Here is a 22843-nt window from a genome sequence, read left to right on the forward strand (position 1 = left end):
AAGGCGCTGGAGGCAGGTGCGAAGATAGAAGGTGTTCTCGGGATAGTAATCATCATAAAAGATAAATTGGGCGCCTGCGGAGAAATAGAACTCGTGTAATTCTTTTGGCGGCCACGACGAAGTGTGGCCCTCCGATACAAAAATGGAAAGAAACAATTTTGATCTCCTTGGCAATCCCCTTGAGGGGACAAATCTCATTGAGGCCAGCGCGGGTACGGGAAAGACTTATACCATTGCCGGCCTCTTTGTTCGGTTGGTCCTGGAGAAGGCGATTCCTGTCAGGGAGATACTTGTTGTTACTTACACCGTTGCCGCCACCGAAGAGCTACGGGACCGGATCCGAAAAAAGCTCCGGGAAACGGCGGAGGCGTTTCTGCGGGGGGAAAGCGCCGATCAATTTCTCCATACCCTGTTACAGAAGTATCCGGAGGAGACAGATCGCAGGCTTGCAGGGGAACGCCTGAGGGCCGCCATTCAGGACTTTGATGAAGCTGCCATCTTTACCATCCACGGTCTCTGTCAGAGGATACTGCTGGAGAATGCCTTCGAAAGCGGCTCTCTCTTTGATACGGAACTGATTACCGAGCAGGAAAAACTTAAAGAAGAGATTGTAGAAGATTTCTGGCGCACTCATTTCTATAAGGCTACTCCCGAACTGGTCGCCTACGCCCTCTCAAAAGGTTATAGTCCAGAATTTTTCCTCAACTTACTGAGGAAGACAACAGCAAACCCTGATGTAAGGATTATCCCGGCGGTCGAGCCCCCGCCCTCTGATCTCATCCGGGAGGCGATTAGTGCCCTCCATGTTGAACGGGAAAAACTGAAAAAGATATGGCCCCCCGCAAGGGAAGAGGTGCGGGAAAAACTCATGGGACCAGCGCTCAGGGCCAGCAGCTATGGAATTAAGACGGAGGGCTTGCTAGAGGCCATGGACAACTTTCTTGCCTCAGACGGTATACCCTTTCCCCTCTTTGAGGATTTTGAAAAGCTGACTGCGGAAAAGCTTGCCGCCTTTACAAAAAAAAATCATTCTCCGCCGGAGCACGCAATCTTTCCCATCTGTCAGTCCGTGAAGGAAAAGGCCGATCTCGTAGAAGCGCTGATGGATCAGCGTCTCCTTTTTTTGAAGACGGAACTGATAAGAACGGTGAGGCGAGAACTGCCGGCACGGAAGCTTAAAAAAAACATCCTGTTTTTTGATGATCTGCTCATCAGGCTGCGAAGGGCACTTGAAGAGAGGGGGGGAGAGGAACTCGCAAAGGCGATCAGGGCAAAATACCGTGTCGCCCTGATTGATGAATTTCAGGACACAGATCCGATTCAGTTTGCCATCTTCCATGCCGTCTTCGCCTCTGAAGAGAGGATCCTCTTTTTTATCGGTGACCCCAAACAGGCTATTTACAGTTTTCGTGGCGCCGACATCTTTGCTTACATGAAGGCGGCATCTCATACGGACAGCAGGTACACCCTCGGAGAGAACTGGCGATCCGAGCCCGGTTTGATCAAGGCGATAAACACCATCTTTTCCGGGGCAGATGACCCTTTTATCTATGATGACATTTCCTTTTCTCCAGCCAGGCCGGCAAAAGACAAAGGTTACGAATATCTCACGATAGATGGCAAGAGGGAAGCGCCCCTTCAACTGTGGTTTCTTACCCCTCGTGCCCTCACGGAAGGAGTGGGGGAGGGGGGTACTTCGGCCGGTCTCCCCGAAAAACTCATACCAAAATCAAGGGCAAGGGATTTGATTGCCCGATCCGTAGCGGGAGAGATCTCACAACTTCTCTACCTTGGTCATAAGCGGCAGGCCCTGATCGGGCAAGAACCCCTGCGAGAGAGGGATATCGCTGTTCTGGTCAGGACAAACAGGGAAGCCCGCCTTGTCGAGGAAAGCCTGTCCGCCTTGAAGATCCCGAGCGTCCTCCACAGTACCGGCAGCATCTTCACCACCCATGAGGCCCGGGAATTGGAACGGATACTACTAAGTATTGCTACGCCAAATCGTGAGGAGTTTGTCAGGGCAGCGCTTGCCACCGACATGATAGGGGTAAGCGGCGAAGAGATGGATCACCTCGTAAATGATGAAAATGCATGGGGAAAATGGCTGGTAAGGTTCAGGAACTATCATGACCTGTGGCATAGATACGGTTTTATCGTGATGTTCAGGACATTTATGGTAAACGAAAGCGTCAGGATACGCCTTCTCTGCTTACCCGACGGAGAGCGGCGCCTTACAAACGTGCTCCATCTGGCCGAGATACTTCACCGGGAATCAATGGAACAGAAATCAGGTATGACGGGGCTTATAAAATGGCTGTGGGAACAGAGGAATCCCGAAACGCTGGCCTCCGATGAACACCAGCTTCGCCTTGAGAGCGATGAGGATGCTGTCAGGATCGTCACCATCCATAAGAGCAAGGGACTTGAGTATCCCGTGGTGTTCTGCCCCTTTGCCTGGGGAGGATCGAGGGTCGCCGGCTCCGATCTTTCCTTTCATGATGGGGCAAATGGATGGCAGTTGACCTGTGATCTCGGTTCGTCAAAAAGTGAACACCATAAGACACTTGCCGAAAGAGAGCTCCTCGCGGAAAATATACGCCTCCTCTATGTGGCCCTGACCAGGGCAAAGAACCGCTGTTATTTGATATGGGGGCGATTCAATGAAGCCGGTACCTCTGCCCCCGCTTACCTCTTTCATCACGATGAGGAAAAGGTAGCGGAGGACGTAATCGCCGCCACCGAGGAGCGGTTTAAAACTCTAGCTGACGAGGATCTCTACCGAGAACTAAAAGGTCTGGCAGGCAAGGCCGAAGGGACGATCAAGCTCGGTGTAATGCCCCTCGAGGCGGGAGGGTTGCATTCACCACAACAGGATAAACGGGAAGTGCTGACCTGCCGGGAATTTTCCGGGAAGATTGACCGCTCCTTCAGGATAGCGAGTTTTTCCTTTCTCATTTCCGGCCAGCCCCCCAGCGCAGAGCTTCCCGATCATGATGCCCACTATGTTCCTGCTGGGGGCTCATCGGATCTGGACCTTGAAGGTACGGCATTTTTGCATGAGGATGTTCCTGAAGAGGCGGCACCAGATGAAAGCGCCGGTATATTTGCCTTTCCCAAGGGGGCCAGGGCGGGGACATTGTTGCACGATATCCTCGAGCACCTCGATTTTACGGAGAAGAACAAAACCGTGACGAGGAGCCTGGTTAGTAAGAAACTCCAGGAGTACGGTTTTGAGGCAAGATGGGAGGAGGCGATTATCGGTATGATGCAAAGGGTCATCTCTCTTCCCCTCGACCCGGATTATCCTGGGGGAGCTGGAGGAGGATTCACCCTTTCCGCCATACCGCATGAAGAACGTCTTCAGGAACTGGAATTCTATTTCCCCCTCAAACATATCTCCCCGGAGACACTGAGAGGAATCTTTGCCGCCTGCGGCAGGACGGCTCCTTCGTGTGGAGAAGGGGGGCAAGATGATATGTACCCGCTTTGGCATGAACGTCTCCATTTCAACCCGGTGCAGGGTTTCATGAAGGGTTTCATGGATATGGTATTCCGCTTTGAATCGCGTTTTTACCTCGTTGACTGGAAATCAAATTTCCTCGGTCATCGTGTTACCGACTACAACCATGCGGCGCTTTCGGAAACCATGGCCGGGTCTTTCTATTTTCTCCAGTACCACCTTTACGCCGTTGCCCTGCACCAGTACCTGTCAATGCGGCTGCCTGATTATCGTTACGATACCCATTTCGGGGGAGTGTATTACTGTTTCCTCCGTGGAATGGACCCAGCCTGGGGGCCGGAGTACGGGGTCTACCGAGACAGGCCATCGGCAGAGCTGATCACCCATTTGAGCAGAAACCTGATTGTTAGAGCATGAGGGAAAGAGGAATGAGAACGTTTTCTGAACTTGACCTCCACTTTGCCCGTTTTATGACGGAACTTGCGGGTCGTGATTCACCGGAGGTTTCTCTGGCTGCGGCGCTGGCCAGCAGAAGCACGAGAGAAGGGCATATCTGCCTCGATCTCTCATCCATCGAGGGGAGGCCGCTGACAGGTGGTGATTTTGAAACGGATCCCATAATCTGTCCCCGGCTGTCTCACTGGCGCAGGATACTTGAGGCAAGTCCCGTGGTGGGGAAACCCGGCGATTACAAGCCCCTGATCCTCGACGAGCGGTCACGTCTCTACCTGTACCGCTATTGGGACTATGAAGAAAAACTGGCCGATTTCATCAGTGACCGCACCGGTGATGGGGCAGGTGAGCCGGAAAGATTTTCCGATAAGATTGATACTTCATTATTATTGAAGGATGGCCTGGATCGCCTCTTTCCCCCTCTTCTCGATGAGGGCACTGACTGGCAGAGGGTTGCCGCCATCACGTCGCTATTGAAGCGTTTCTCTGTAATCTCCGGAAGTCCCGGGACGGGAAAGACCACCACGGTGGCCAAAATCATGGCACTCCTCCTCGAACAGAGCAAGGGAAAGGCGCTACGGATCGCCCTCGCCGCACCCACAGGAAAGGCCGCCGCCCGGCTTGAGGAGGCCATCAAAAAAACCAGAGAGATGTTGAGCTGTCCCGATGCTATCAGGGCGGCCATTCCCGAAAAGGCGACCACTATTCACCGACTCTTAGGAACCATTCCAGATTCGCCTTATTTTCTCTATAATTCCGAAAATCCCCTTCCCGTTGATGTGGTTATTGTGGATGAGGCATCCATGGTTGACCTTTCCTTGATGTCCAAGCTTGTCCAGGCGATACCCCGACCGGCAAGGCTCATCCTCTTGGGTGATAAGGATCAACTGGCCTCAGTAGAAGCAGGCGCCGTCCTCGGTGATATCTGTGGAATGGGGCCTTTGCACACCTTTTCCCGGGAATTTTCTAAGGAACTAAAAAAATATACAGGTCTTAACGGCATCCAGGTCGCATCTCATGTGGGCGAGACGCCAGGAATCTGTGACAGCCTTGTCCAGCTTCAAAAGAACTACCGTTTTGGAGAGGAAAGCGGTATCGGTCATCTTGCCTCTGCGGTAAACGGAGGGGACGGCGATCGTGCCCTTGCCCTCCTGAAATCTGGTGTTTACAAAGATATTCAATGGTCAGAACTCCCCCGGCCGGATCTCTTAGTCCCGGCGCTGGCTGGAAAACTTATAAATAACTTTACAGATTATTTGAAAGCCATTGATTCAGAAGGTAATTTTGAAGTCATTTTTGACCTCTTTGACGAGTTTCGCATTCTGTGCGCTCTCAGACAGGGTCCCTTTGGTGCATCGGCATTGAACCTTCTCATTGAACAGACCCTCCGCAGGGAAAACCTGATCAAGCCCGACACGCGCTGGTACAGGGGGCGTCCGATCATGATTACCCGCAACGACTATAATCTGAGATTGTTCAATGGAGATACCGGTATCATCCTGCCCGACCGGAACAATGAACTGTATGCCTTCTTTCGTGATGCCGGCGGCGCCTGGAGAAAATTCTTCCCCTCGAGACTGCCTGAACATGAGACGGTCTATGCCATGACCATTCATAAAAGCCAGGGATCGGAGTTTGACAGGGTCCTTCTCATTTTGTCCGACAGGGACTCCCCCGTGCTGACACGGGAACTCGTCTATACAGGTATCACAAGGGCAAGAAAAGAGGTGACGATATGGGGAAGGGAAGATGTTTTTCACACCGCCGTTTCCCGACGGATCATCCGAACATCAGGGCTTCATGATGCCCTGTGGGGATTTTAGTTTTTATGGCTGGCGTGATGCACCCTTATGAGGTAAAATGATGGCTTCAAAGGAGAAGAAAGAAGCTTGATCGTTAGTCTATTTTGGGGTTAAATCAAAAAATGAAACGGGAAAAGTCTTAAGGAGGTAAATGGATAAAATGGAAATAATAGAAGAGGCATGGAAAAGGGGACAGAAAGTACTTTCTGAATATCAATCCAAGAAATTGCTGGCCGGTTATGGTATCCCCATTACCCGGGAAAATCTGGTGAATTCTGAAGAGGAGGCTGTTCGGACAGCAAGGGAGATAGGCTTTCCCGTGGCATTAAAAGGTTGTTCTCCCGAGGTAACCCATAAAACGGAACTCAAGCTGATAGAACTCAACCTTATGGATGAAACCACTGTCATCGAGGCATACCGAAAGATACTGAATAATGCCAGGGTGCCCCTGGATGGAGTTTTGGTTCAGGAGATGATAAAGGGGGAAAGGGAGTTAGTTGTAGGGATGACGAGGGATGTTCAATTCGGCCCCTGTGTCATGTTTGGGTTGGGAGGAATCTTTACCGAGATTCTCAGAGATGTCTCCTTTCGAGTAGCCCCCCTGGAGAAAAGGGATGCCCTGGAAATGATGGGAGAAATCAAAGGGTGCCGCATCCTGGAGGCGATTCGGGGCCTGGAAGCGGCAGATAAAGGGATTCTCTGTGAGATGCTGATCAAGGTGGGCCAGATAGGACTGGATTTTGAGCAGATCAAGGAGATTGATGTCAATCCTGTGATCATCGCCGGGAGCAAGCCGGTTGCCGTGGATGCCTTGGTGGTCCTGGAATAATAGGGGTAAGGGTTCAGTGGTCAGCAAACAGTTATCAGTAAGATCAAGAAAAACGATTTGTTATCTCCCTATCGTTATGAGGCTCTTGCAAAAGTCCAATTCTGGTAGCCGCAGGCTTTAGCCTGCGTTTCGTAACATATTGAAAACAAAGAAAACACGCAAACTAAAGTTTGCGGCTACATTTTAATTTCAAGACTTTTGCAATTACCTCTTATGTTATGAGTAGGGGGGTGTTTTATCTAACCCTTTGTTTTTACTGAAAACCTGTTGATATAGGATGATGGCCAAACGCTCGCATAATTTCACTTGTTTCATCCAGCAATTTACGTTTTTTTGATGTTGGCATCTGTTCCTATCCCCTGTTAAAATGATTGTATTTTATTGATAACAGGAAGGGGGCAAATTTGCCAGAAAATTCATCCAATCTATAAGTGGTTTATCAGGGCATATCGGCCTGATAAGCAATGGTTAGGCTACGTGAATTAATATAACACTTTACAGGAGGGATTGCTATGGGAACAAAAATGACTATGATTTACTGGAAGGGAGAAAAGTTTTGGCTTGGTAAACTTCTTGAACATCCAGAAATCATGACACAGGCAGAGACTCTTGAGGAATTGGAAGAAAATATTAAGGATGCGTATCTCTTGATGGCCATGGATGAAGTCCCAGAAGAACATCAAATGAAAGAAGTGGCCATATGAAGCGAAAAGAATTTGTTCGTCGACTCGTAAAAGACGGCTGTGTCTTCTTGAGGCCAGGAGCCAATCACGACCTTTATATGAATCCTGCTACGGGCAAGAAACAACCTGTCCCAAGGCACACAGAGATCGATAATAATTTAGCAAAACATATTAGAAAATATTTGGGGCTGGAGTAGCCTAACCAATCACTGCACCTGACCAAAACCGCAAGCGGTTTTGGCAAGTGAATTCTAGCGTTAGGCGGGCCTTCAGAAGCGAAGGGGGTACAATAAGAGAGAAGAAATCGGCCCATCTTGGATCTGAAGAGAACAAGATCTGAGTACGCCATGGATAGAGCTGCAGACGTTAGCGGTGTTGGATGATGAGACAATTTGAGATACTCGGCGAGATTAGCGACATCGAGACAATCGCAGAAGGCCGAGGAGTGTACATCCGGCGCTATCTGGAGCGCACTTACGGCAAGGGTCGCTGGCGGAAGATGAAGGGCATAGGAACTGTGAAATTAGCAGACGCTACAATTTGTGAAGCCGAGATACATTGGTTTGAGGCGCACGGCATAGGCCGTAAAGATTTCAAAATCAAGAGAGTGATTCGATGAGTAATTTTGTGATTTGTATCAACAACGACAGCAATCCGGCAAGCCTGCTTCTGGGCAAAGTATACCGTACGCTGCCAGATGCAGAAGCGGAGTCGCACAATATGTTCCGCGTCATTGATGAGGACAAGTCAGAGCCTGACGGCTATCTATACCCTGCGTCAATGTTTGCATCTATCGAGCTTCCGGAAGTTGCAGAGCGGGCACTGATGTCGGCGGGCGCATAATCGCATCGGCGCTTTTTAACGACAGAGAAACGGCTGGTATCTGAGGTAGATGTCATGCCGGTATTTTGTCGGAAAAGTCACCTCTTGTGTAGAAAAGTCGCCTAACCATGGGGTCAACCTGACCGCAAACAGCGTGGCGTTTTTCAAAATGCAGTGTTCCGCATCAAGGCGGGTAGTCTGCAAAAGGCTGTACCACGCAATGTTTGCGGCACGTTACCCCTGTCGTTCTGGCTCGAATATTGTATTGCGATTGAGTCTATTGTTTACTATACTATTGTTGGCACAATGAATGATCACTTTTTAAGTATGGAGGTACATCATGCCTGCCACTAAGAAACTTATTGATGAAGCCCTTTCTCTTCCAGTCGAAGAGCGGGCGCTTATCGTAGATTCCTTATTGAAAAGCCTTAACACGCCCGACCCTGACATTGATAAAAAATGGACAGAGGTAGCTAAACGACGGCTTGGGGAACTTCGTTCAGGAAAAGTCAAACCGATTCCAGGTAATAAGGTATTTGATAGAATTTATGAACGGTTTGCCAAATGAGATACGTTTTTCACCCTGAAGCCGACATCGAGTTTGACGCCGCTATAGACTACTATGAAGATTGTGAGCTAGGTCTCGGTTACGATTTCGCAGTTGAGGTGCATTCCACCCTCGAGAACATCCTCAGTTTTCCAAAAGCTTGGCCTATACTCGAAGACGATATCCGACGCTGTCAGACTCGACGTTTTCCTTATGGCATTATCTATGCGATCAACGAAGACGTTATTTTCGTCCTTGCCGTTATGCACCTGTACAGAGACCCTGAATACTGGAAAAATAGATTGAAGTAATTGGAAGGAAGAGGGGGGACGTCCATTTGTAAATAAGTAACTAATCCAGGGTAAATAAGGACAGTAACCACTAAAAGCCTAACCCATCACTTCAAGAGGGACGCGGCAAAAGGCAGCCGCGCCCCTTAGCTTGTTCGTTATAAGCAGGAGGATGTTTTATCTAACCCTTTGTTTTTACTGAAAACCTATTGATATAGGATGATAGCCAAACGCGATTCAGTTTTGAGGTGATCATTGGATAGGAAAAGTAAGATAAAGAGCCTGTTAAAGAAGAAGATATTGATCCTCGATGGCGCCACCGGGACGGAGCTCCAGAAGCGGGGTATGCCGTCAGATGTATGTCCGGAAATATGGTGCTTAGAAAACAGGGATGTAATAAGTAATATTCATGCGGCCTATCGGCAGGCTGGTTCTGATATAGTGTACACCTGCACTTTCGGGGCAAATCGCTTCAAACTGTCCCACTACCATGCCACAAATGTCAGGGAGATCAACAGGGAACTGGCGCTCCTTGCCAGGCAAGCCGCCGGTAGAGATGCCCTTATCGCCGGCGATATTGGTCCCACGGGACAGTTCATTGAACCTTTCGGTAGTCTGCCCTTTGAGGAGGCGGTAGAGGCATTTAAGGAACAGGCGCTGGGACTCCTTGAGGGTGGCGTTGACCTGTTTGTCATCGAAACCATGATGGACATCCAGGAGGCGCGTGCCGCCCTGCTGGCCGTCAAGGAAACGTGTGGTTATTTTACTATCGTGACCATGACATACGAAAAAAATGGTCGTACCCTCAACGGCACAGACCCTGTGACGGCCCTGATCACGTTGCAGAGCCTTGGCGCAGATGCCGTCGGATGCAATTGCTCGGGAGGGCCGGACATGATGGTGGGGCTTATTGCCGCCATGAAACCTTATGCCATAGTTCCCCTCGTGGCAAAGCCAAATGCCGGTGTTCCACGGCTGGTTGGCAGGAGTACGGTTTTCGATATGGATGCCCGTGAATTTGCCGCTTTCGGCACAAAATTTGCGGCCGCCGGCATCAACATGCTGGGGGGATGTTGTGGTACAACGCCGGATCACATTGCCGCACTGAAAGAGGGCATAAAAAATGAGCAACCCCTTGCCCCCTCACGAAAATCTCTCAGCGCAGTAAGCTCCGCCTTTAATTTCAAGGTGTTGGATAGAAATAAACCTCTGTTTATTATCGGTGAACGTTTAAATCCCACGGGGAGAAATGCCCTGCAACAGGAACTGCTGGAGGGCAAAATGTCCCTCGTCCGGCAATTGGCAAAAGAACAGGAAGCGAAAGGAGCCGATCTTTTAGACGTGAATGTCGGGGTTCCCGGCATTGATGAGGTCAAGGCCATCAGGGATCTCCTCCGTCTCCTGTCAACGACTACCGGCCTTCCCCTGGTAATTGATTCATCGAGGATCGAAACGATAGAGACAGCCCTCCGGCTTTACCCCGGTCGTGTCCTGGTTAATTCTATCTCTGGAGAACAGGAAAAACTCACTAAACTCCTACCGCTAACGGCAAAGTACGGCGCCATGTTCATCCTTATGCCCTTGACAGACTCTGAGATCCCGGAAACGGCAGAAAGACGGAAACCTGTTATTAAGGCCGTCTTTCAGGCAGCGAAACGTTTCGGATTCACCAAAGATGACATCATTGTTGATGGCCTGGTGATGACCGTGGCCTCGAATCCTCAGGCGGCGTCAGAGGCCATAAAGACCGTTGCCTGGTGTGCGAATCAATTCAGATGCAGGACGCTCCTCGGTCTTTCCAATGTCTCTTTCGGTATGCCCGGACGGAAATGGATGGATGCAACCCTTCTTGCCATGGGACAGGATTATGGTCTCACTATGGCGATTGCCGATCCTGAGAGTGCAGAGATCATGGGGGTGAAGATGGCGGGCGATCTTTTTCTGCAGAAAGATCGGGATGCCTTATCCTATATTGCCTATTTTTCCTCCCGGCCCGGGACCGGTAAAATGGATAGGCCGGCAGAAGATCTCTCGCCGGCAGAAAAGGTGCGCCGGGCAATCCTTGAGGGAAATCGTGAAGACATCGTCACCATGGTCGAAGATGCCATCATCTCCGGGATGGATGCCGCTAAACTGGTAGATGACGTTATGATTCCGGCGATTGTCCGGGTGGGGGAGTTATTTGATGAGAAAAAGTATTTCCTGCCCCAGTTGATTGCCAGCGCTGAAGCGATGAAAAAGGCCCTCGGATACCTTGAGCCGAAGCTCCAGAAAGACAAGCCGGTCCCGGGTGGAAAGGGTGTTGTCCTGCTGGCCACGGTCAGGGGGGACATCCATGACATCGGCAAGAACATTGTTGCCCTCTTATTGAGAAATCATGGTTATGACGTTATTGACCTGGGCAAGGACTTATCGGCAGAGGCTATCGTTGGCGCCGCAAAACGAACCCGTCCGGATGTCGTCGGCCTTTCGGCGCTGATGACCACCACCATGGTAAACATGAAGGACGTTATTGATCTCGCAAAAAAAGAAGGGCTGACATGTAGATTTATGGTAGGGGGAGCTGTCATGACGAAATCCTATGCCGCTTCCCTCGGGGCAGCCTATGCGAAAGACGGTGTGGAGGCGGTAAGGGTGGTGGAGCAATTAATCACGGGAAGACAATATGGACTACCATGAGATGCTTGTCTCGAACCAAGGGGAGATGAAGAGGAGGCTGGCGGAAATCGTCCTGAAAAAATCCTTTGCTTACAGTGATAACCCGCCCTTTACACTCACCTCCGGCAGGACAAGCAACTTCTATTTCAACTGCAAGCCGACAACTCTGGATCCCGAGGGAATGAACCTTATCGGAGAGATTGTTTTTGAGATGCTAAGAAATGCCGATGTCACAGCAGCCGGGGGTCTTACCCTCGGGGCAGACCCCATCGCCAATGCTCTTTCCCTGATTTCATATCAAAAGGGAAAGCCCATTAAATCCTTCACCGTAAGAAAAGAGATAAAAGGACACGGAACGAAAAGCGCCATTGAAGGAGACGTCGGAGCGGGGGAGAGGGTCGTGATCTTAGACGATGTTATTACGACGGGGGGATCAACAGTTACCGCGATAGAACGTGTTAGAGAGGCAGGGTTGGTAATAGACAGGGTTATTGTCCTCATTGACCGTGAGGAGGGTGGCAGGGAAAATATCAGAGAAAAGGGCCATGTCAGCCGAATTGATGCGGTGCTGACCAGAACAGAGATCACGGCCCTTTTTAGGGGTCAGGGGTTAGGATCAGGGATCAAGGATTAAGGGGTCAGGGATCAGAATTGCCCTTCAATCCTGAATCCTGACTACTTGAGCTTTTCCCTGTACGGAGCCGATTGACGGCAAGGTGGGCGCGCCGTACCGGTTCGGGAAGTCTGTAGCCGGTGCAGCATGAGAGAACTAATTCCACGGCCCTTTGAAGCCCGATCCTGTGTCCCTGGGAAATGAACACCGGCTTGACCTTTTCTCTGGTTCTCAGGACGGCGCCGATGAGCCGGTTATTGTATACCATGCCGGTACAGTCCCCCACCCGATCGCCTACCACACCATAACTACCGATGAGTCTTGTTTTCGCACAACCCACCGTGGGGATATCAAGAAACAATCCCATATGAGAGGCGAGGCCGATGCCCCTCGGATGGGCTATCCCCTGGCCGTCAAAGATAATGGCATCTGGAATGTGGTTCAGCTTTTCAAATGCCTTCAGGAGAGCCGGCCCTTCCCTGAAGGTTAACAGGCCGGGGATATAGGGAAAGCGGACTTCCTCGATAGAGGATGCCTCTTCGATGATGTCCATCGCCGGCCAGGAGAGCAAAACAACGGCGGCAAAGAGAATGCCTTTTCTTTTCTCATAAGATACATCGGCGCCGGCGATCGTCTTGATAGGTTCTATGACATCTTCATCATGGAGGATCAGCTTTTCTTTCAACCCCTCCTGGATGGCCACAGCTTCCCCGTAAGTGACATCCCACCGGTGCAGGTGTTTGATTTTCATGATCAGAAGATAGGCGCTAAAAATAGGGTTTCAGGATAGCTTCAGCTTTTTCAATGTCCCGTTTCACCTGCGCGACCAGTTTTTCCGGATCGGCAAACTTGACTTCATCTCTTATCCGGTCAATAAATAGGACTTCTAAGCTTTTTTCGTAGATATCTTTATCAAAATCAAGCAGATGCACCTCTACGGAAAGTCTCTTATCGGCAAAGGTCGGATTAAACCCGATATTTATAACACCCCGATACCGGATTCCCTCCAGATGGACGATGACGGCATAAACACCATGAGCGGGGATTAACACCTTACCCGGTTTTATGTTGGCCGTGTGAAATCCGAGGTTGCCGCCCCGCCTGTTTCCCTCGATAACAATGCCGCTGAGGTTGTAAGGTCTTCCGAGGGGTGGGATAACCATCTTTACATCCCCTTCAAGGATGGCATTTCTTATGCGGGTGCTGCTGACGATCGTATCATCAACCCCAACGGCACTGATGATATCTATGTCGAAACCCAGCCTATTTCCGAAATCCACCAAAAATGCCGCATTTCCCACCTTGTCTCTTCCAAAGGTATAGTCATAGCCGATGAATATCTTCTTGATGTGAAGTCTGTCCGAGAGGATCTGACAGACGAAGTCCTTAGCCGTCATCCTGGAAAATTCGAGGGAAAACGGTATGAGAATGACAGCATCAATTCCCAGCTCTTCGAGGAGTTTGATTTTCTCTTCGAGAGAGGTAATAAGATAAAATGGTCTCTTCTCCGGGTGAAGGACCATCTCGGGGTGGGGGTCAAAGGTAATGACCGCAGCCTTCCGATTGTCCTCATGGGCTTCCCTGATAAGCATTTTTATGATATGCTGGTGTCCCAGGTGTACCCCGTCGAAATTTCCTATCGTTACAAACGCGTCTCTGAATTCATCAAGAGAGGACTTATCTTCTGTGCCCTTAATAACTTTCATATTGTATCCGTTTTGCCTGCACCTCCTCTGATTTCTGCGCAACCATAGCATTAATAGAATTACTTTCAAGCGCAAATTTTCTTGACAATACTACAAAGGTCAGTTAGAAATTACTGCCTTTTGTGGTTTGTAGAGCTGTTATCTTGCCGAAGTGGCGGAATTGGTAGACGCGCTAGGTTCAGGGTCTAGTGGGCGTACGCCTGTCCGGGTTCAAATCCCGGCTTCGGCACCAAAGTGGAGTTAATTTACTTGTAACTATTCAGGTAGGCACAGAGGCACAGAGCACCAAAGGCACAAAGTAGGAAAAAAACAACGAAACGACCCTGCTCTGCTTTGTGCCTATGTGCCTTTGCCACTTTGTGCCTGAGTAGTTACATTTTTTTATACTGCTTCAGCATTTTGTGTGATTATAGAAGTTAAATGGCAGACTGTCAAGTAAAGGGACAGGGAAGGGAAAGGGGACATGCTACTTTTTAATCATGTTCTAAAACGGAATTATCCTCTGGTATGACTAATGTGCTGTCCTATGTTACGGGTTGCATGAGAGGAAGAGGTTATCGCCTTTCTGGAGAGGGGTTTATATTTCAAATGGCGGAGGTGATAGGAGGGAAGGGTAGGGAAAGGATTGGTGCTTGCTAAACTTGTGGCTCTATGGTAGGTATTAACGATATTTAGCACTCCCTTTGCATTTTAGAAAAATAGTGTTATTTTCATTAAATGGACAAGTTGAAAAAAAACAGTATCTGGTCTTTTTTCTCTTCTATAAGATTAGCAATCATTCTTCTGATCGTCATCACTATTGTATCTATCCTGGGAACCGTTATCCCCCAGGGTGAGGCGGCTCGTGAATTTGCCGGCCATCTTGCCCCGGGTTGGGCTTTTGTTTTTCACAAATTGCAGTTGTTCAATATTTACCGTTCTGTCTGGTTCACTATCCTTATGATTCTCCTTTCCCTCAACCTCGTCATCTGTTCATGGAACCGCTTTCCCACTTCCTGGCGACTTTTCCGCAAGGCCCTCTCTTCCCCACCTGATTGGTCTCATGCCTTTGAAAATTTACCTCCTCACAGGGTACTTTTCTCGAAGAGAAAGACAACTGAGGAATCTGTCAGGCTGGAAAATCTTCTTAAGAAAAAATACAGAAGGGTGCAACTAAAGGATACAGGAAGGGCCACCTATCTATCCGGCTGCAAAGGTGTCTTCTCCTATTTTGGCGTGTATATTATCCACCTTAGCGTATTGATTATTATAGGAGGTGTAATCATAGGAGTCCTTCTCGGTTTTGATGCCTATGTGGAGATAGTTGAAGGTGGCTCCAGCAACACGGTTCAGCTGCGAGGGAAAGATGGTTTCAAGAAGCTCGATTTTACAGTTTGCTGTGACCGGTTTTCCCTTGACTTCTATGACAACGGCACACCGAAGTCGTACCGGTCAGATCTTACCTTTTTGAAAAATAACCAGGTCGTTTACAGAGGGCCGGTACTGGTTAATCATCCTGTAACATTTGATGGTATCCGGTTTTATCAGGCAAACTATGGTACAATGCCCGGTGGTGAGGCCGTCATCACAGTCAGGAAGGGTAATGAGGAGGTATCCGTGTTCAGGGCTGGTGCTGGCGCCGAATTTAAGCTCCCGGGAGACGATGTAACAGGCAAGATCCTCCGCGTAGAGGAGAATCTTATGGGTATTGGGCCGGCAGTCAAGATAAGTATCCGGTCAGCGGAGGGGGATTTCCAGTTCTGGATTTTTCAGTACATTGAGGCGATAAGAGAGAAAAACCCGGGATTGTTGGAAAAGGCGCCCCTTTTTAACCCGGGGCTTTTCGAGCCTTATCTCTTTTCCTTAAGCCGGATTGAAAGCAGGTACTATACCGGTTTGCAGGTCAATCGTGATCCTGGCATTCCCGTTGTGGCAGCCGGTTCCTTTTCACTGATCCTCGGTTTTATGATTGTCTTCTTTTGTTCTCATCGGCAAATGTGGATTAAATTGGAGAGTGAGGGGGGAGGAACACGGATCAGCATCACCGGCAAAAGCAATAAGGACCCCGTTGGCCTGCAAAGGGAATTGTCATATTTTATGGGAAAAGTAACCAGGGAGAAGGGGTGATGCTCAATACCGCAATTCTTAGCTGGGTTACCTTCATCTATTTTGGTTCTTTTGCCTTCTATCTTTTCAGCATGGTAACGGTTAGGAAATTCTGGGGTCGTCTGGCCTCATTCACAGCCCTGATCGGGCTGCTTACCCAGACGGCAGCCTTGATCATCCGGTGGATAGAGTCATACAACCTCGGTATTGGTCATGCACCTCTGTCCAATCTTTACGAATCGCTGATCTTCTTCTCCTGGACAATCATGCTCCTCTATCTGATTATTGAGTGGCGGACAAAAAACAGAAGCCTCGGCGCCTTTGTCGTACCCTCTGCCTTCCTTTTTATGGCCTATGCTTCCCTCTCACCCGATATCAATAACCGTATCCAGCCCCTCGTTCCGGCGCTGCAGAGTAACTGGCTGACAAGCCATGTCATTACCTGTTTTATGGGCTATGCCGCTTTTGCCGTGTCATGTGCCCTCGGCTTTATGTATCTCCTGAAAGGATCGGAACGCGGTACAGGAAACAGTTCAGCAATTTTCCTGAGATTTATTCCCCCCTTAGAGGTTTTGGATGAACTGAACTACCAGATTGTCGTTTTGGGTTTTGTCTTTTTGGCCCTCGGAATCATGACCGGCGCGATTTGGGCACATTATGCCTGGGGCTCCTACTGGAGTTGGGATCCGAAAGAAACGTGGTCTTTGATTACATGGCTCATCTATGCGGCTATGCTCCATGCCAGATTTATGGGGGGATGGCGGGGAAGACGCATGGCGATCATCGCGATCATCGGATTTGTCTCTGTCCTGTTTACCTACCTGGGCGTTAATTACCTGCCCGGTCTCCACAGTTACCTTTAATTTTGCTCTAAGATTTCAACAATTTCCAGACCAAAACTGCTCACTTTTTCAGGAGAAAGTACACCGGTCTCATTGAGGCTTTTAAGGGAGTCAATCCTAACTTTTGATAAATTGACCAGCTCCTGATCAGACAGAATCATAAAAAATGCTCTGTTGGATTCCTTTGCCTTTTGAAAGCGCCAGCGGAAGAGGTTCTTTAAATGTTGCCTTTCAAATTCTGTCAGGTGTTGATACTCCTTAATTTTAGTGTGTCCCTGGAGATCGAGTGTTTTTTCGTGCCACCTCACAGCAGCCATCGCATCAAAGACCCTTGCCGCTTCTGCGTCCAGGCATTTCTGTTGAATTTCACCTTTTAGCTTCTGGTACAAGGCTAACAGATATGCCGTATCCTGAATGGCATAGTTCAACTGTTCCTCTGTTAAAGGACGGGTATTCCAGAGCGACCTTTGTGTTTTTTTCTTTTTTTTGAGTTCAATACCCAGATATTTTTCCACCAGATGCGCAAGGGAAAGGTTGTGGTAACCGAGGATCAAGGCGGCCTGCTGGGTATCGAAAATGTTTCTGAATTCAAAGCCGTAGTCCCGTTTCAAAAGCCGGATGTCATTATCAGCGGCATGCATGATCTTGAGGATAGAAGGCTCCGCGAAACTATTTCCTAAGAAGGAAAGGTCAAACCTGTCAAGGGGGTCTAAAAGATAGGTCTTTTCCCCCGTTTTTATCTGGATCAGGCAGAGCTTCTCCCGAAAGTATCGAAGGGAATCGTATTCTGTATCAATGCCGATTACAGTGGTACTGCTGATATCGTTTCCCGCCCGATACAATTTTAGATGATTATCAACCCAGACCCATGTATTGTTCATTAAGTATTACCTTTAATCTGCCCACGGGGAACTTGCTTTTTATTTGGGCAAGGAGTATAGGATGAAGTCCATTGCATGTCAACGGGAAGATGTCTATACAGAAGATGGTATGTGCCCATAATGATTCCGGCCAGAATAAGAAGCGCAGATGAAAGGTATCTGTGGAACTGATTATCAATTTCTTCGATTTTTTTATCCATCTTGACAGATACCTGAGTATGGTTATCCAGCGTTTCGGCGGCTGGACCTATCTGCTTGTCTTCCTCGTTATCTTTTGTGAAACAGGGTTGGTGGTGACCCCCCTTCTCCCCGGAGATTCTCTCCTTTTTGGTCTGGGTGCCTTCGCGGCAAAAGGTGACCTTGAAGTTGAGTGGTTGTTTATCATTCTATCTGTTGCGGCTGTAGGGGGAGATGCGGTAAACTATGCGGCAGGAAAATTTGTGGGACCCAGAGTTTTTCGTAGGGAAGACGTCCGGTTTCTCAACAGGGAGTATCTGGATCGTACCCATCGGTTTTATGAAAAATACGGGGGGAAGACTATTGTCATCGCACGATTCGTCCCGATCATTCGTACATTTGCACCCTTTGTGGCCGGAGTTGGCAGTATGACCTACTGGCGTTTTGCCTGTTACAACATTTTAGGTGGGATTTTCTGGGTTGCCATTTTTATCTTTGGAGGGTACTATTTCGGCAATCTTCCCGCTGTTAAACGAAACTTCTCGCTGGTCATTTTTGCCATTATCTTCCTCTCTGTACTTCCAGGTGTGATCGAATTCTTTCGGCAGCGCAACCAGAGACCTTCGTAGAGCGTTTCGTAAATAACTTTATCGGATATATGCGCCTGCAGCCCGTAGCCGTGTTATAATCAACTATAGTCAACGACAATAATAAGTAGATAAGATGAAAAATCCTAAATCCGAAACCCTAAATTCTAAACAATATCAAAACCCTAAATTCAAATGTTCCAAATATTTTGGTCATTCGAATTTTGGATTTGTTTAGGATCTGGATATTAGAATTTAGAGTTTGATTTATGTCAACTTATTTATGACTTTCACTATAGTATACTTATTGATTATATGGCATGGGAGGTCAAAAAGGCATGAGGATGGGGCTTTTGAAGAAGAGAAAAGGGGTTGTCTGTTTCATGACACTGGCGTTGCTGTCGGGGTTTGTTTCGGCGGTCAGTGCAGGAGAAACGAACATCGTTGAAATTGGTAACGATGTAACGATCGAAGAGGGGATAAGAGTACGCAATGCCGTGGCCATCGGGGGACAGGTTACTGTGTTCGGTGTAGTTGAACGTCACGTCGTAGCCATCGGAGGTTCTGTTGTCTTAATGAAAACGGCTGTTGTGGGCGGGAATGTTGTTTCCTTAGGGGGGGTCATTGTTCGGGGTAGAGGCGCCGAGGTTCGAGGCCATCTAATCGAGCTCAATTTGTCAGATATCTCTGCTGCCATATCAACTGCCTTGAATAAAAATTGGGAAGGATGGTCCTGGATCTTTGCCATCATTTCCCTTTCCTTTTTCCTCGCCATCCTTATCTTAGCACTGTTGATTGCCAGACTGTTTCCAGTACCTATCCATGTCGTTTCCCTATCTATCAGGGAGAATACGTTTAATGTAACTCTGGCTGGTCTTCTCGTACTGGTATCAATTGTCCCCCTGGCTTTACTGCTGGCCGTTTCGGTAGTGGGGATTATCCTGATCCCCCTGGAGATGCTTCTTGTCGTCTGTGCTGCACTGGTCGGCTTCATCGCCGTGGCCCGGCTTGTGGGTGGAAAGATGTTAACCATCCTGAAGATACATGATAAGGGTTTGGTTCAGGAGACTTTATGGGGTCTTGTCATCCTGTGGTTGATAGGATGGTTACCGTATCTGGGCTGGATGGTAAAGGTAATTGCCATTGTCCTCGGTATGGGAGGGGTCCTCATCACCCGTTTTGGCACTATGCAGAGCCGACCCCTGATCCCCGACCCCTGTCCGTTGATCAGTCCATCTTTTTCATCGCATTGACGAGTTCCTGGACGGCTGCCGCCGAATTTTTCAGGGCCTCCTTCTCTTCATCGGTTAAGGATATCTGGATAATTTCTTCAATACCACCGGCCCCCAACTTCACCGGAACCCCGATAAAAAGACCGTGAATCCCGTATTCGCCTTTTAGGTAGGCAGCACAGGCAAGAATTTTTTTCTTGTCCTTCAGGATTGATTCCGCCATTTCAACGGCGGCAGAGGCAGGGGCATAGTAGGCGCTGCCCGTCTTTAAAAGTCTGACAATTTCAGCTCCCCCACTGCGGGTCCGATCCACTATCGCCTCGATACGATCCCTGGAAAGTAGCTCCGTGATCGGAATCCCGGCAACCGTCGAGTAGCGGGGAAGGGGGACCATTGTGTCTCCGTGCCCCCCAAGGACGGAGGCATGTACATTTTCCACGGATACATTGAGTTCCATGGCAATAAAGGCACAAAACCGGGCCGAGTCAAGCGCACCGGCCATACCGATGACTCTGCTCCTGGGAAAACCACTTGCCTCATAGGCCACATGACACATGGCATCCAGGGGATTACTGACAATTATCAGGACGGCATCAGGAGAAAATCTGGTGACCTCTGCCGTCACACCCTTGATGATCCCTCTGTTGGTTGCCAGAAGGTCATCCCGACTCATCCCAGGTTTCCTCGTAATACCGGCGGTGATGATAACAATATCAGACCCTTTCGAAGCCTCATATTCGTTTGTTCCTACGAGATGCGCATCGTGCTTTTCGATGGGGGCCGCCTCACTCAGATCCAGGGCCTTACCCTGGGGTATGCCTTCAATAATGTCAACGAGCGCCACATCACATAACTCCTTTTCCGCCAGTCGCTGCGCTATAGTCCCCCCCACATTGCCTGCACCCACGACGGTAACCTTTTTATCCATTGTTTCCCCCTCTCCTTTGTGAATTGGCCTATTTTTTTATCCAGAAACTGAATATTCAAGTGACCGCTGGTTTTCAATTCACTTGGAGGCGTCTAATACCTCAACTCCTATGATATTACCATCTTTATCGTAATAGAATCCGGAGTGACTGGAACTGCGCCGATTGAGATAAGTTTGTCATTGGCTACATTCTCCAGCATGTAGAGCGGTTTTCTCCACACGAGAATTTCTTTGCAGAGTTGTTCCATTTTACTACCAGGAGCAGCGTAAGCCACAAAAATAGAATCCGCTATGGCAGACACAAACCGGTTGCGCATGATGGCTGTTTCCGTCGTGATACGACGTTGCTCTTCGGTAAAGGGTGAGAGGAATAACACTTGCCCATTAGCAACAAGGTATTTCAAATCCTTCTTTAACCGCATTCCTCGAATGCCGCGAGCAGGACAAACGATTACCGATTGCGTGCCCCGGAGCAGAATCATTAGGCACTCCCGTTCCATCGGCGAATGAAAGCCACTGATGACTTTTATCCCAGCTTCCCGCAGACTCTGTGCAAGGTCGTAGGTTTGTAGAATCAAATTGCCGGGACATTTGACTGAGCAAAACAGCGCCAACTTGTTGTGATGCAGGATATCAATATTGCCGAGGACATTAATGCTCGCCGGAGCCTGTTCACCAAGATAATGCTTTACTTGAGAAGGATAATTTGAATTGTCAAGATGGAGACGCATTATATCCATGTTCTGACTTGATGAGTCTATCTATAATCCAGAGAATCCCACCCCCTGGCGACGATCATCGTCATGGAGCAGTAAGAAAACGTCCCCAGGTGTACAACCCGAAAACGGAACGCTGGGTTAAACGCGATACAGAAGCGGAGAAACTCATTGACCAAAAAGCGGATGACGAACCTTTTAGGCGTGCGAAAGGAAAAGTAACTGTTTGCCACATTATACTGCCAGTTCCTGTCTAACCCCTTCACGCTTTGTCCAGAGCACAGGGCTTACATCATAATTTCGCAAAGCGTCCAGCACAGTAGCTGAAAAGATTTGATCAGAATCATTCAAAAAAGCATAGGCTCTGGAGTCAGGTGGGCGTACATCTTTTGTATCAATCCATGAAAATGCTACAGCCTGGGCGGTGTCACGATTCGGACGGTTGATAGTCTGTAAAATACGTTCCGGTTGTGTGCGTGACTTCGGGATAACAAAATCAAAAAGATGGTCGTATCCACTCTTGCCTGTGAACTTCACCTTTGGGGAATAGCGAATTTCGTGCAAATCGAGCCATTCAACAACATCTTCATAAAACAGACTGGCAACCATTGGTACAGCCAGATAAAAGAGGTCATTGACAGAAAGCATTGCCTGGATGAGATTATGCTTCTTCAGAGCAAAATTATCTGGGGATGCGCTGATTTCAAGACGACCTTCGTTCAATTGGACGCCAAAACCGTTCAGCGTCATCTTGAGGAGCGCCTGCCTTTTAGCACTATCAAGCTTGCAACCGGATTGATTCAAATCTGCAATGACAAACCCATCATCCGTCAAAAGATATGTCCCATTCTGCCGCTTGGCATAGATTTGCAGGTAGTCATTGTGCCTGTCGAGATAGGGCGTCGTGATTTCGATCCAGTCGTTTACCTTCCGAAGAACGGTCTTATCTCTTAACCATGACAAATACTTATCAAGAAGTTCTTGAATTTCGATGATCATGTAAAAAGTCCTCTCTGAATAATCGGTGGTTGAATGATATTGCAGTAACGCATGAAGTCTTCAAGCATTTTCCATAAATCGTTGATGTGTGGGAACAATTCACAGGGAACGGGCATCGCCCATTTATCCCCAAAACCCTCTCGATATAAATGTAAATGAGGACTGGGAATTTCCTCTCCGTCCGGGTTTCGATGGGGACTACCGCCAAAGTCGAGACGCACAAGTATAACTACCTGGCGTGCACGATTTTGATAGTTGCCCTTGAGAAGATCTACTCTCCCCCGCCATATATCAAGGAGAAAATTTTCTCGCCTGTTAATAGAAAGCAAGGGAATGGCGATAGAACCGCCCAAAGTTGGATAATTCCAGGTATCATTGTTGATCCGGATTTTCTGCATTGTAATCAATATATCTGCTTCAACTTGGGTAAGAATTATTTCAGCCATTGTTTAGCGCTTTTTAATCTTTTCAAACATGAGTTAATAATCAATTGACAGATGTGGAAGATTCCATCCACCTTTACCGATCTTTTT

At 48.6% G+C, this 22843-nt stretch carries 20 protein-coding genes and 1 tRNA gene; 14 read left to right on the forward strand and 7 right to left on the reverse strand.

Annotated features, from left to right (window positions below):
- Positions 1–142 precede the first annotated feature (142 nt).
- The 9 genes from recB to pyrE all read left to right on the forward strand — a co-directional run bounded on the left by recB (position 143) and on the right by pyrE (position 12178).
- Positions 143–3877, forward strand: coding sequence for an exodeoxyribonuclease V subunit beta (gene recB, locus QMD03_06870; protein ID MDI6776947.1), 3735 nt, complete (start codon positions 143–145; stop codon positions 3875–3877).
- An 11-nt stretch (positions 3878–3888) separates the two neighbouring features.
- Positions 3889–5736, forward strand: a complete 1848-nt coding sequence (recD, locus tag QMD03_06875; GenBank protein MDI6776948.1) for an exodeoxyribonuclease V subunit alpha — start codon at positions 3889–3891, stop codon at positions 5734–5736.
- 130 nt (positions 5737–5866) lie between these two features.
- The gene (locus QMD03_06880; protein ID MDI6776949.1) at positions 5867–6544 is read left to right on the forward strand and encodes an acetate--CoA ligase family protein; all 678 of its coding nucleotides are present in this window, start codon (positions 5867–5869) and stop codon (positions 6542–6544) included.
- 512 nt (positions 6545–7056) lie between these two features.
- On the forward strand, positions 7057–7248 hold the full coding sequence (locus QMD03_06885; protein MDI6776950.1) for a hypothetical protein: 192 nt from the start codon (positions 7057–7059) through the stop codon (positions 7246–7248).
- Between the two features lie 594 nt (positions 7249–7842).
- A complete protein-coding gene (locus QMD03_06890) occupies positions 7843–8070 on the forward strand; it encodes a hypothetical protein (protein ID MDI6776951.1) in 228 nt (75 codons plus the stop codon).
- Positions 8071–8389: 319 nt separating this feature from the next.
- The gene (locus tag QMD03_06895) at positions 8390–8617 is read left to right on the forward strand and encodes an addiction module protein (protein MDI6776952.1); all 228 of its coding nucleotides are present in this window, start codon (positions 8390–8392) and stop codon (positions 8615–8617) included.
- Positions 8614–8907 carry a type II toxin-antitoxin system RelE/ParE family toxin gene (locus QMD03_06900; protein ID MDI6776953.1) on the forward strand — a complete coding sequence of 98 codons (294 nt, stop codon included), beginning with the start codon at positions 8614–8616 and terminating at the stop codon, positions 8905–8907. The genes QMD03_06895 and QMD03_06900 overlap by 4 nt, the downstream gene beginning before the upstream one ends.
- Before the next feature lie 234 nt (positions 8908–9141).
- The gene (locus QMD03_06905) at positions 9142–11565 is read left to right on the forward strand and encodes a homocysteine S-methyltransferase family protein (GenBank protein ID MDI6776954.1); all 2424 of its coding nucleotides are present in this window, start codon (positions 9142–9144) and stop codon (positions 11563–11565) included.
- Positions 11552–12178, forward strand: coding sequence for an orotate phosphoribosyltransferase (pyrE, locus tag QMD03_06910; protein ID MDI6776955.1), 627 nt, complete (start codon positions 11552–11554; stop codon positions 12176–12178). The genes QMD03_06905 and pyrE overlap by 14 nt, the downstream gene beginning before the upstream one ends.
- 4 nt (positions 12179–12182) lie before the next feature.
- Here the strand turns inward: pyrE and nfi are convergent, their stop codons facing one another.
- Both nfi and QMD03_06920 read right to left on the reverse strand, forming a co-directional pair.
- Positions 12183–12908 carry a deoxyribonuclease V gene (gene nfi, locus QMD03_06915; GenBank protein MDI6776956.1) on the reverse strand — a complete coding sequence of 242 codons (726 nt, stop codon included), beginning with the start codon at positions 12906–12908 and terminating at the stop codon, positions 12183–12185.
- 16 nt (positions 12909–12924) lie between these two features.
- Positions 12925–13863: a bifunctional riboflavin kinase/FAD synthetase gene (locus QMD03_06920; GenBank protein MDI6776957.1), complete on the reverse strand. Its 939-nt coding sequence runs from the start codon at positions 13861–13863 to the stop codon at positions 12925–12927.
- Positions 13864–14008: 145 nt separating this feature from the next.
- Between QMD03_06920 and QMD03_06925 the strand changes: the two genes are divergently transcribed.
- The 3 genes from QMD03_06925 to ccsB all read left to right on the forward strand — a co-directional run bounded on the left by QMD03_06925 (position 14009) and on the right by ccsB (position 16811).
- Positions 14009–14095 (forward strand) — tRNA-Leu (locus tag QMD03_06925).
- Positions 14096–14580: 485 nt separating this feature from the next.
- Positions 14581–15969 (forward strand): cytochrome c biogenesis protein ResB, encoded by a 1389-nt coding sequence (locus tag QMD03_06930; protein MDI6776958.1) that lies wholly within the window; start codon positions 14581–14583, stop codon positions 15967–15969.
- On the forward strand, positions 15969–16811 hold the full coding sequence (ccsB, locus tag QMD03_06935) for a c-type cytochrome biogenesis protein CcsB (protein ID MDI6776959.1): 843 nt from the start codon (positions 15969–15971) through the stop codon (positions 16809–16811). Before QMD03_06930 ends, ccsB begins: the two co-directional genes overlap by 1 nt.
- Here ccsB and QMD03_06940 read toward each other — a convergent pair.
- The gene (locus QMD03_06940) at positions 16808–17671 is read right to left on the reverse strand and encodes a ribonuclease D (protein ID MDI6776960.1); all 864 of its coding nucleotides are present in this window, start codon (positions 17669–17671) and stop codon (positions 16808–16810) included. The genes ccsB and QMD03_06940 overlap by 4 nt on opposite strands.
- A 161-nt stretch (positions 17672–17832) precedes the next feature.
- On the opposite strand from QMD03_06940, the gene QMD03_06945 reads away from it, so the two are divergent.
- Both QMD03_06945 and QMD03_06950 read left to right on the forward strand, forming a co-directional pair.
- On the forward strand, positions 17833–18477 hold the full coding sequence (locus QMD03_06945) for a DedA family protein (protein MDI6776961.1): 645 nt from the start codon (positions 17833–17835) through the stop codon (positions 18475–18477).
- 296 nt (positions 18478–18773) lie between these two features.
- Positions 18774–19688 (forward strand): hypothetical protein, encoded by a 915-nt coding sequence (locus tag QMD03_06950; GenBank protein MDI6776962.1) that lies wholly within the window; start codon positions 18774–18776, stop codon positions 19686–19688.
- On the opposite strand, the gene mdh is transcribed toward QMD03_06950, so the two are convergent.
- From mdh to QMD03_06970, 4 genes are all read right to left on the reverse strand, one after another.
- Positions 19663–20595 carry a malate dehydrogenase gene (mdh, locus tag QMD03_06955; GenBank protein ID MDI6776963.1) on the reverse strand — a complete coding sequence of 311 codons (933 nt, stop codon included), beginning with the start codon at positions 20593–20595 and terminating at the stop codon, positions 19663–19665. The two genes, QMD03_06950 and mdh, sit on opposite strands and share 26 nt — an antisense overlap.
- A gap of 107 nt (positions 20596–20702) precedes the next feature.
- Complete coding sequence (locus QMD03_06960) at positions 20703–21335, reverse strand: DNA-processing protein DprA (GenBank protein ID MDI6776964.1); 633 nt, start codon at positions 21333–21335, stop codon at positions 20703–20705.
- A gap of 210 nt (positions 21336–21545) precedes the next feature.
- Positions 21546–22310: a DUF1829 domain-containing protein gene (locus tag QMD03_06965; protein MDI6776965.1), complete on the reverse strand. Its 765-nt coding sequence runs from the start codon at positions 22308–22310 to the stop codon at positions 21546–21548.
- On the reverse strand, positions 22307–22756 hold the full coding sequence (locus QMD03_06970; GenBank protein ID MDI6776966.1) for a hypothetical protein: 450 nt from the start codon (positions 22754–22756) through the stop codon (positions 22307–22309). Before QMD03_06970 ends, QMD03_06965 begins: the two co-directional genes overlap by 4 nt.
- Positions 22757–22843: the final 87 nt, after the last annotated feature.

This window comes from Syntrophales bacterium (assembly GCA_030018935.1).
Lineage (GTDB): Bacteria > Desulfobacterota > Syntrophia > Syntrophales > CG2-30-49-12 > CG2-30-49-12.

Bases quoted from the DNA above. Each gene is read 5' to 3' on its own strand.
- recB (MDI6776947.1), top strand. From the start codon at position 143: ATGGAAAGAAACAATTTTGATCTCCTTGGCAATCCCCTTGAGGGGACA.
- recD (MDI6776948.1), top strand. From the start codon at position 3,889: ATGAGAACGTTTTCTGAACTTGACCTCCACTTTGCCCGTTTTATGACG.
- QMD03_06880 (MDI6776949.1), top strand. From the start codon at position 5,867: ATGGATAAAATGGAAATAATAGAAGAGGCATGGAAAAGGGGACAGAAA.
- QMD03_06885 (MDI6776950.1), top strand. From the start codon at position 7,057: ATGGGAACAAAAATGACTATGATTTACTGGAAGGGAGAAAAGTTTTGG.
- QMD03_06890 (MDI6776951.1), top strand. From the start codon at position 7,843: ATGAGTAATTTTGTGATTTGTATCAACAACGACAGCAATCCGGCAAGC.
- QMD03_06895 (MDI6776952.1), top strand. From the start codon at position 8,390: ATGCCTGCCACTAAGAAACTTATTGATGAAGCCCTTTCTCTTCCAGTC.
- QMD03_06900 (MDI6776953.1), top strand. From the start codon at position 8,614: ATGAGATACGTTTTTCACCCTGAAGCCGACATCGAGTTTGACGCCGCT.
- pyrE (MDI6776955.1), top strand. From the start codon at position 11,552: ATGGACTACCATGAGATGCTTGTCTCGAACCAAGGGGAGATGAAGAGG.
- nfi (MDI6776956.1), bottom strand. From the start codon at position 12,908: ATGAAAATCAAACACCTGCACCGGTGGGATGTCACTTACGGGGAAGCT.
- QMD03_06920 (MDI6776957.1), bottom strand. From the start codon at position 13,863: ATGAAAGTTATTAAGGGCACAGAAGATAAGTCCTCTCTTGATGAATTC.
- QMD03_06930 (MDI6776958.1), top strand. From the start codon at position 14,581: ATGGACAAGTTGAAAAAAAACAGTATCTGGTCTTTTTTCTCTTCTATA.
- ccsB (MDI6776959.1), top strand. From the start codon at position 15,969: ATGCTCAATACCGCAATTCTTAGCTGGGTTACCTTCATCTATTTTGGT.
- QMD03_06940 (MDI6776960.1), bottom strand. From the start codon at position 17,671: ATGAACAATACATGGGTCTGGGTTGATAATCATCTAAAATTGTATCGG.
- QMD03_06950 (MDI6776962.1), top strand. From the start codon at position 18,774: ATGAGGATGGGGCTTTTGAAGAAGAGAAAAGGGGTTGTCTGTTTCATG.
- mdh (MDI6776963.1), bottom strand. From the start codon at position 20,595: ATGGATAAAAAGGTTACCGTCGTGGGTGCAGGCAATGTGGGGGGGACT.
- QMD03_06960 (MDI6776964.1), bottom strand. From the start codon at position 21,335: ATGGATATAATGCGTCTCCATCTTGACAATTCAAATTATCCTTCTCAA.
- QMD03_06965 (MDI6776965.1), bottom strand. From the start codon at position 22,310: ATGATCATCGAAATTCAAGAACTTCTTGATAAGTATTTGTCATGGTTA.
- QMD03_06970 (MDI6776966.1), bottom strand. From the start codon at position 22,756: ATGGCTGAAATAATTCTTACCCAAGTTGAAGCAGATATATTGATTACA.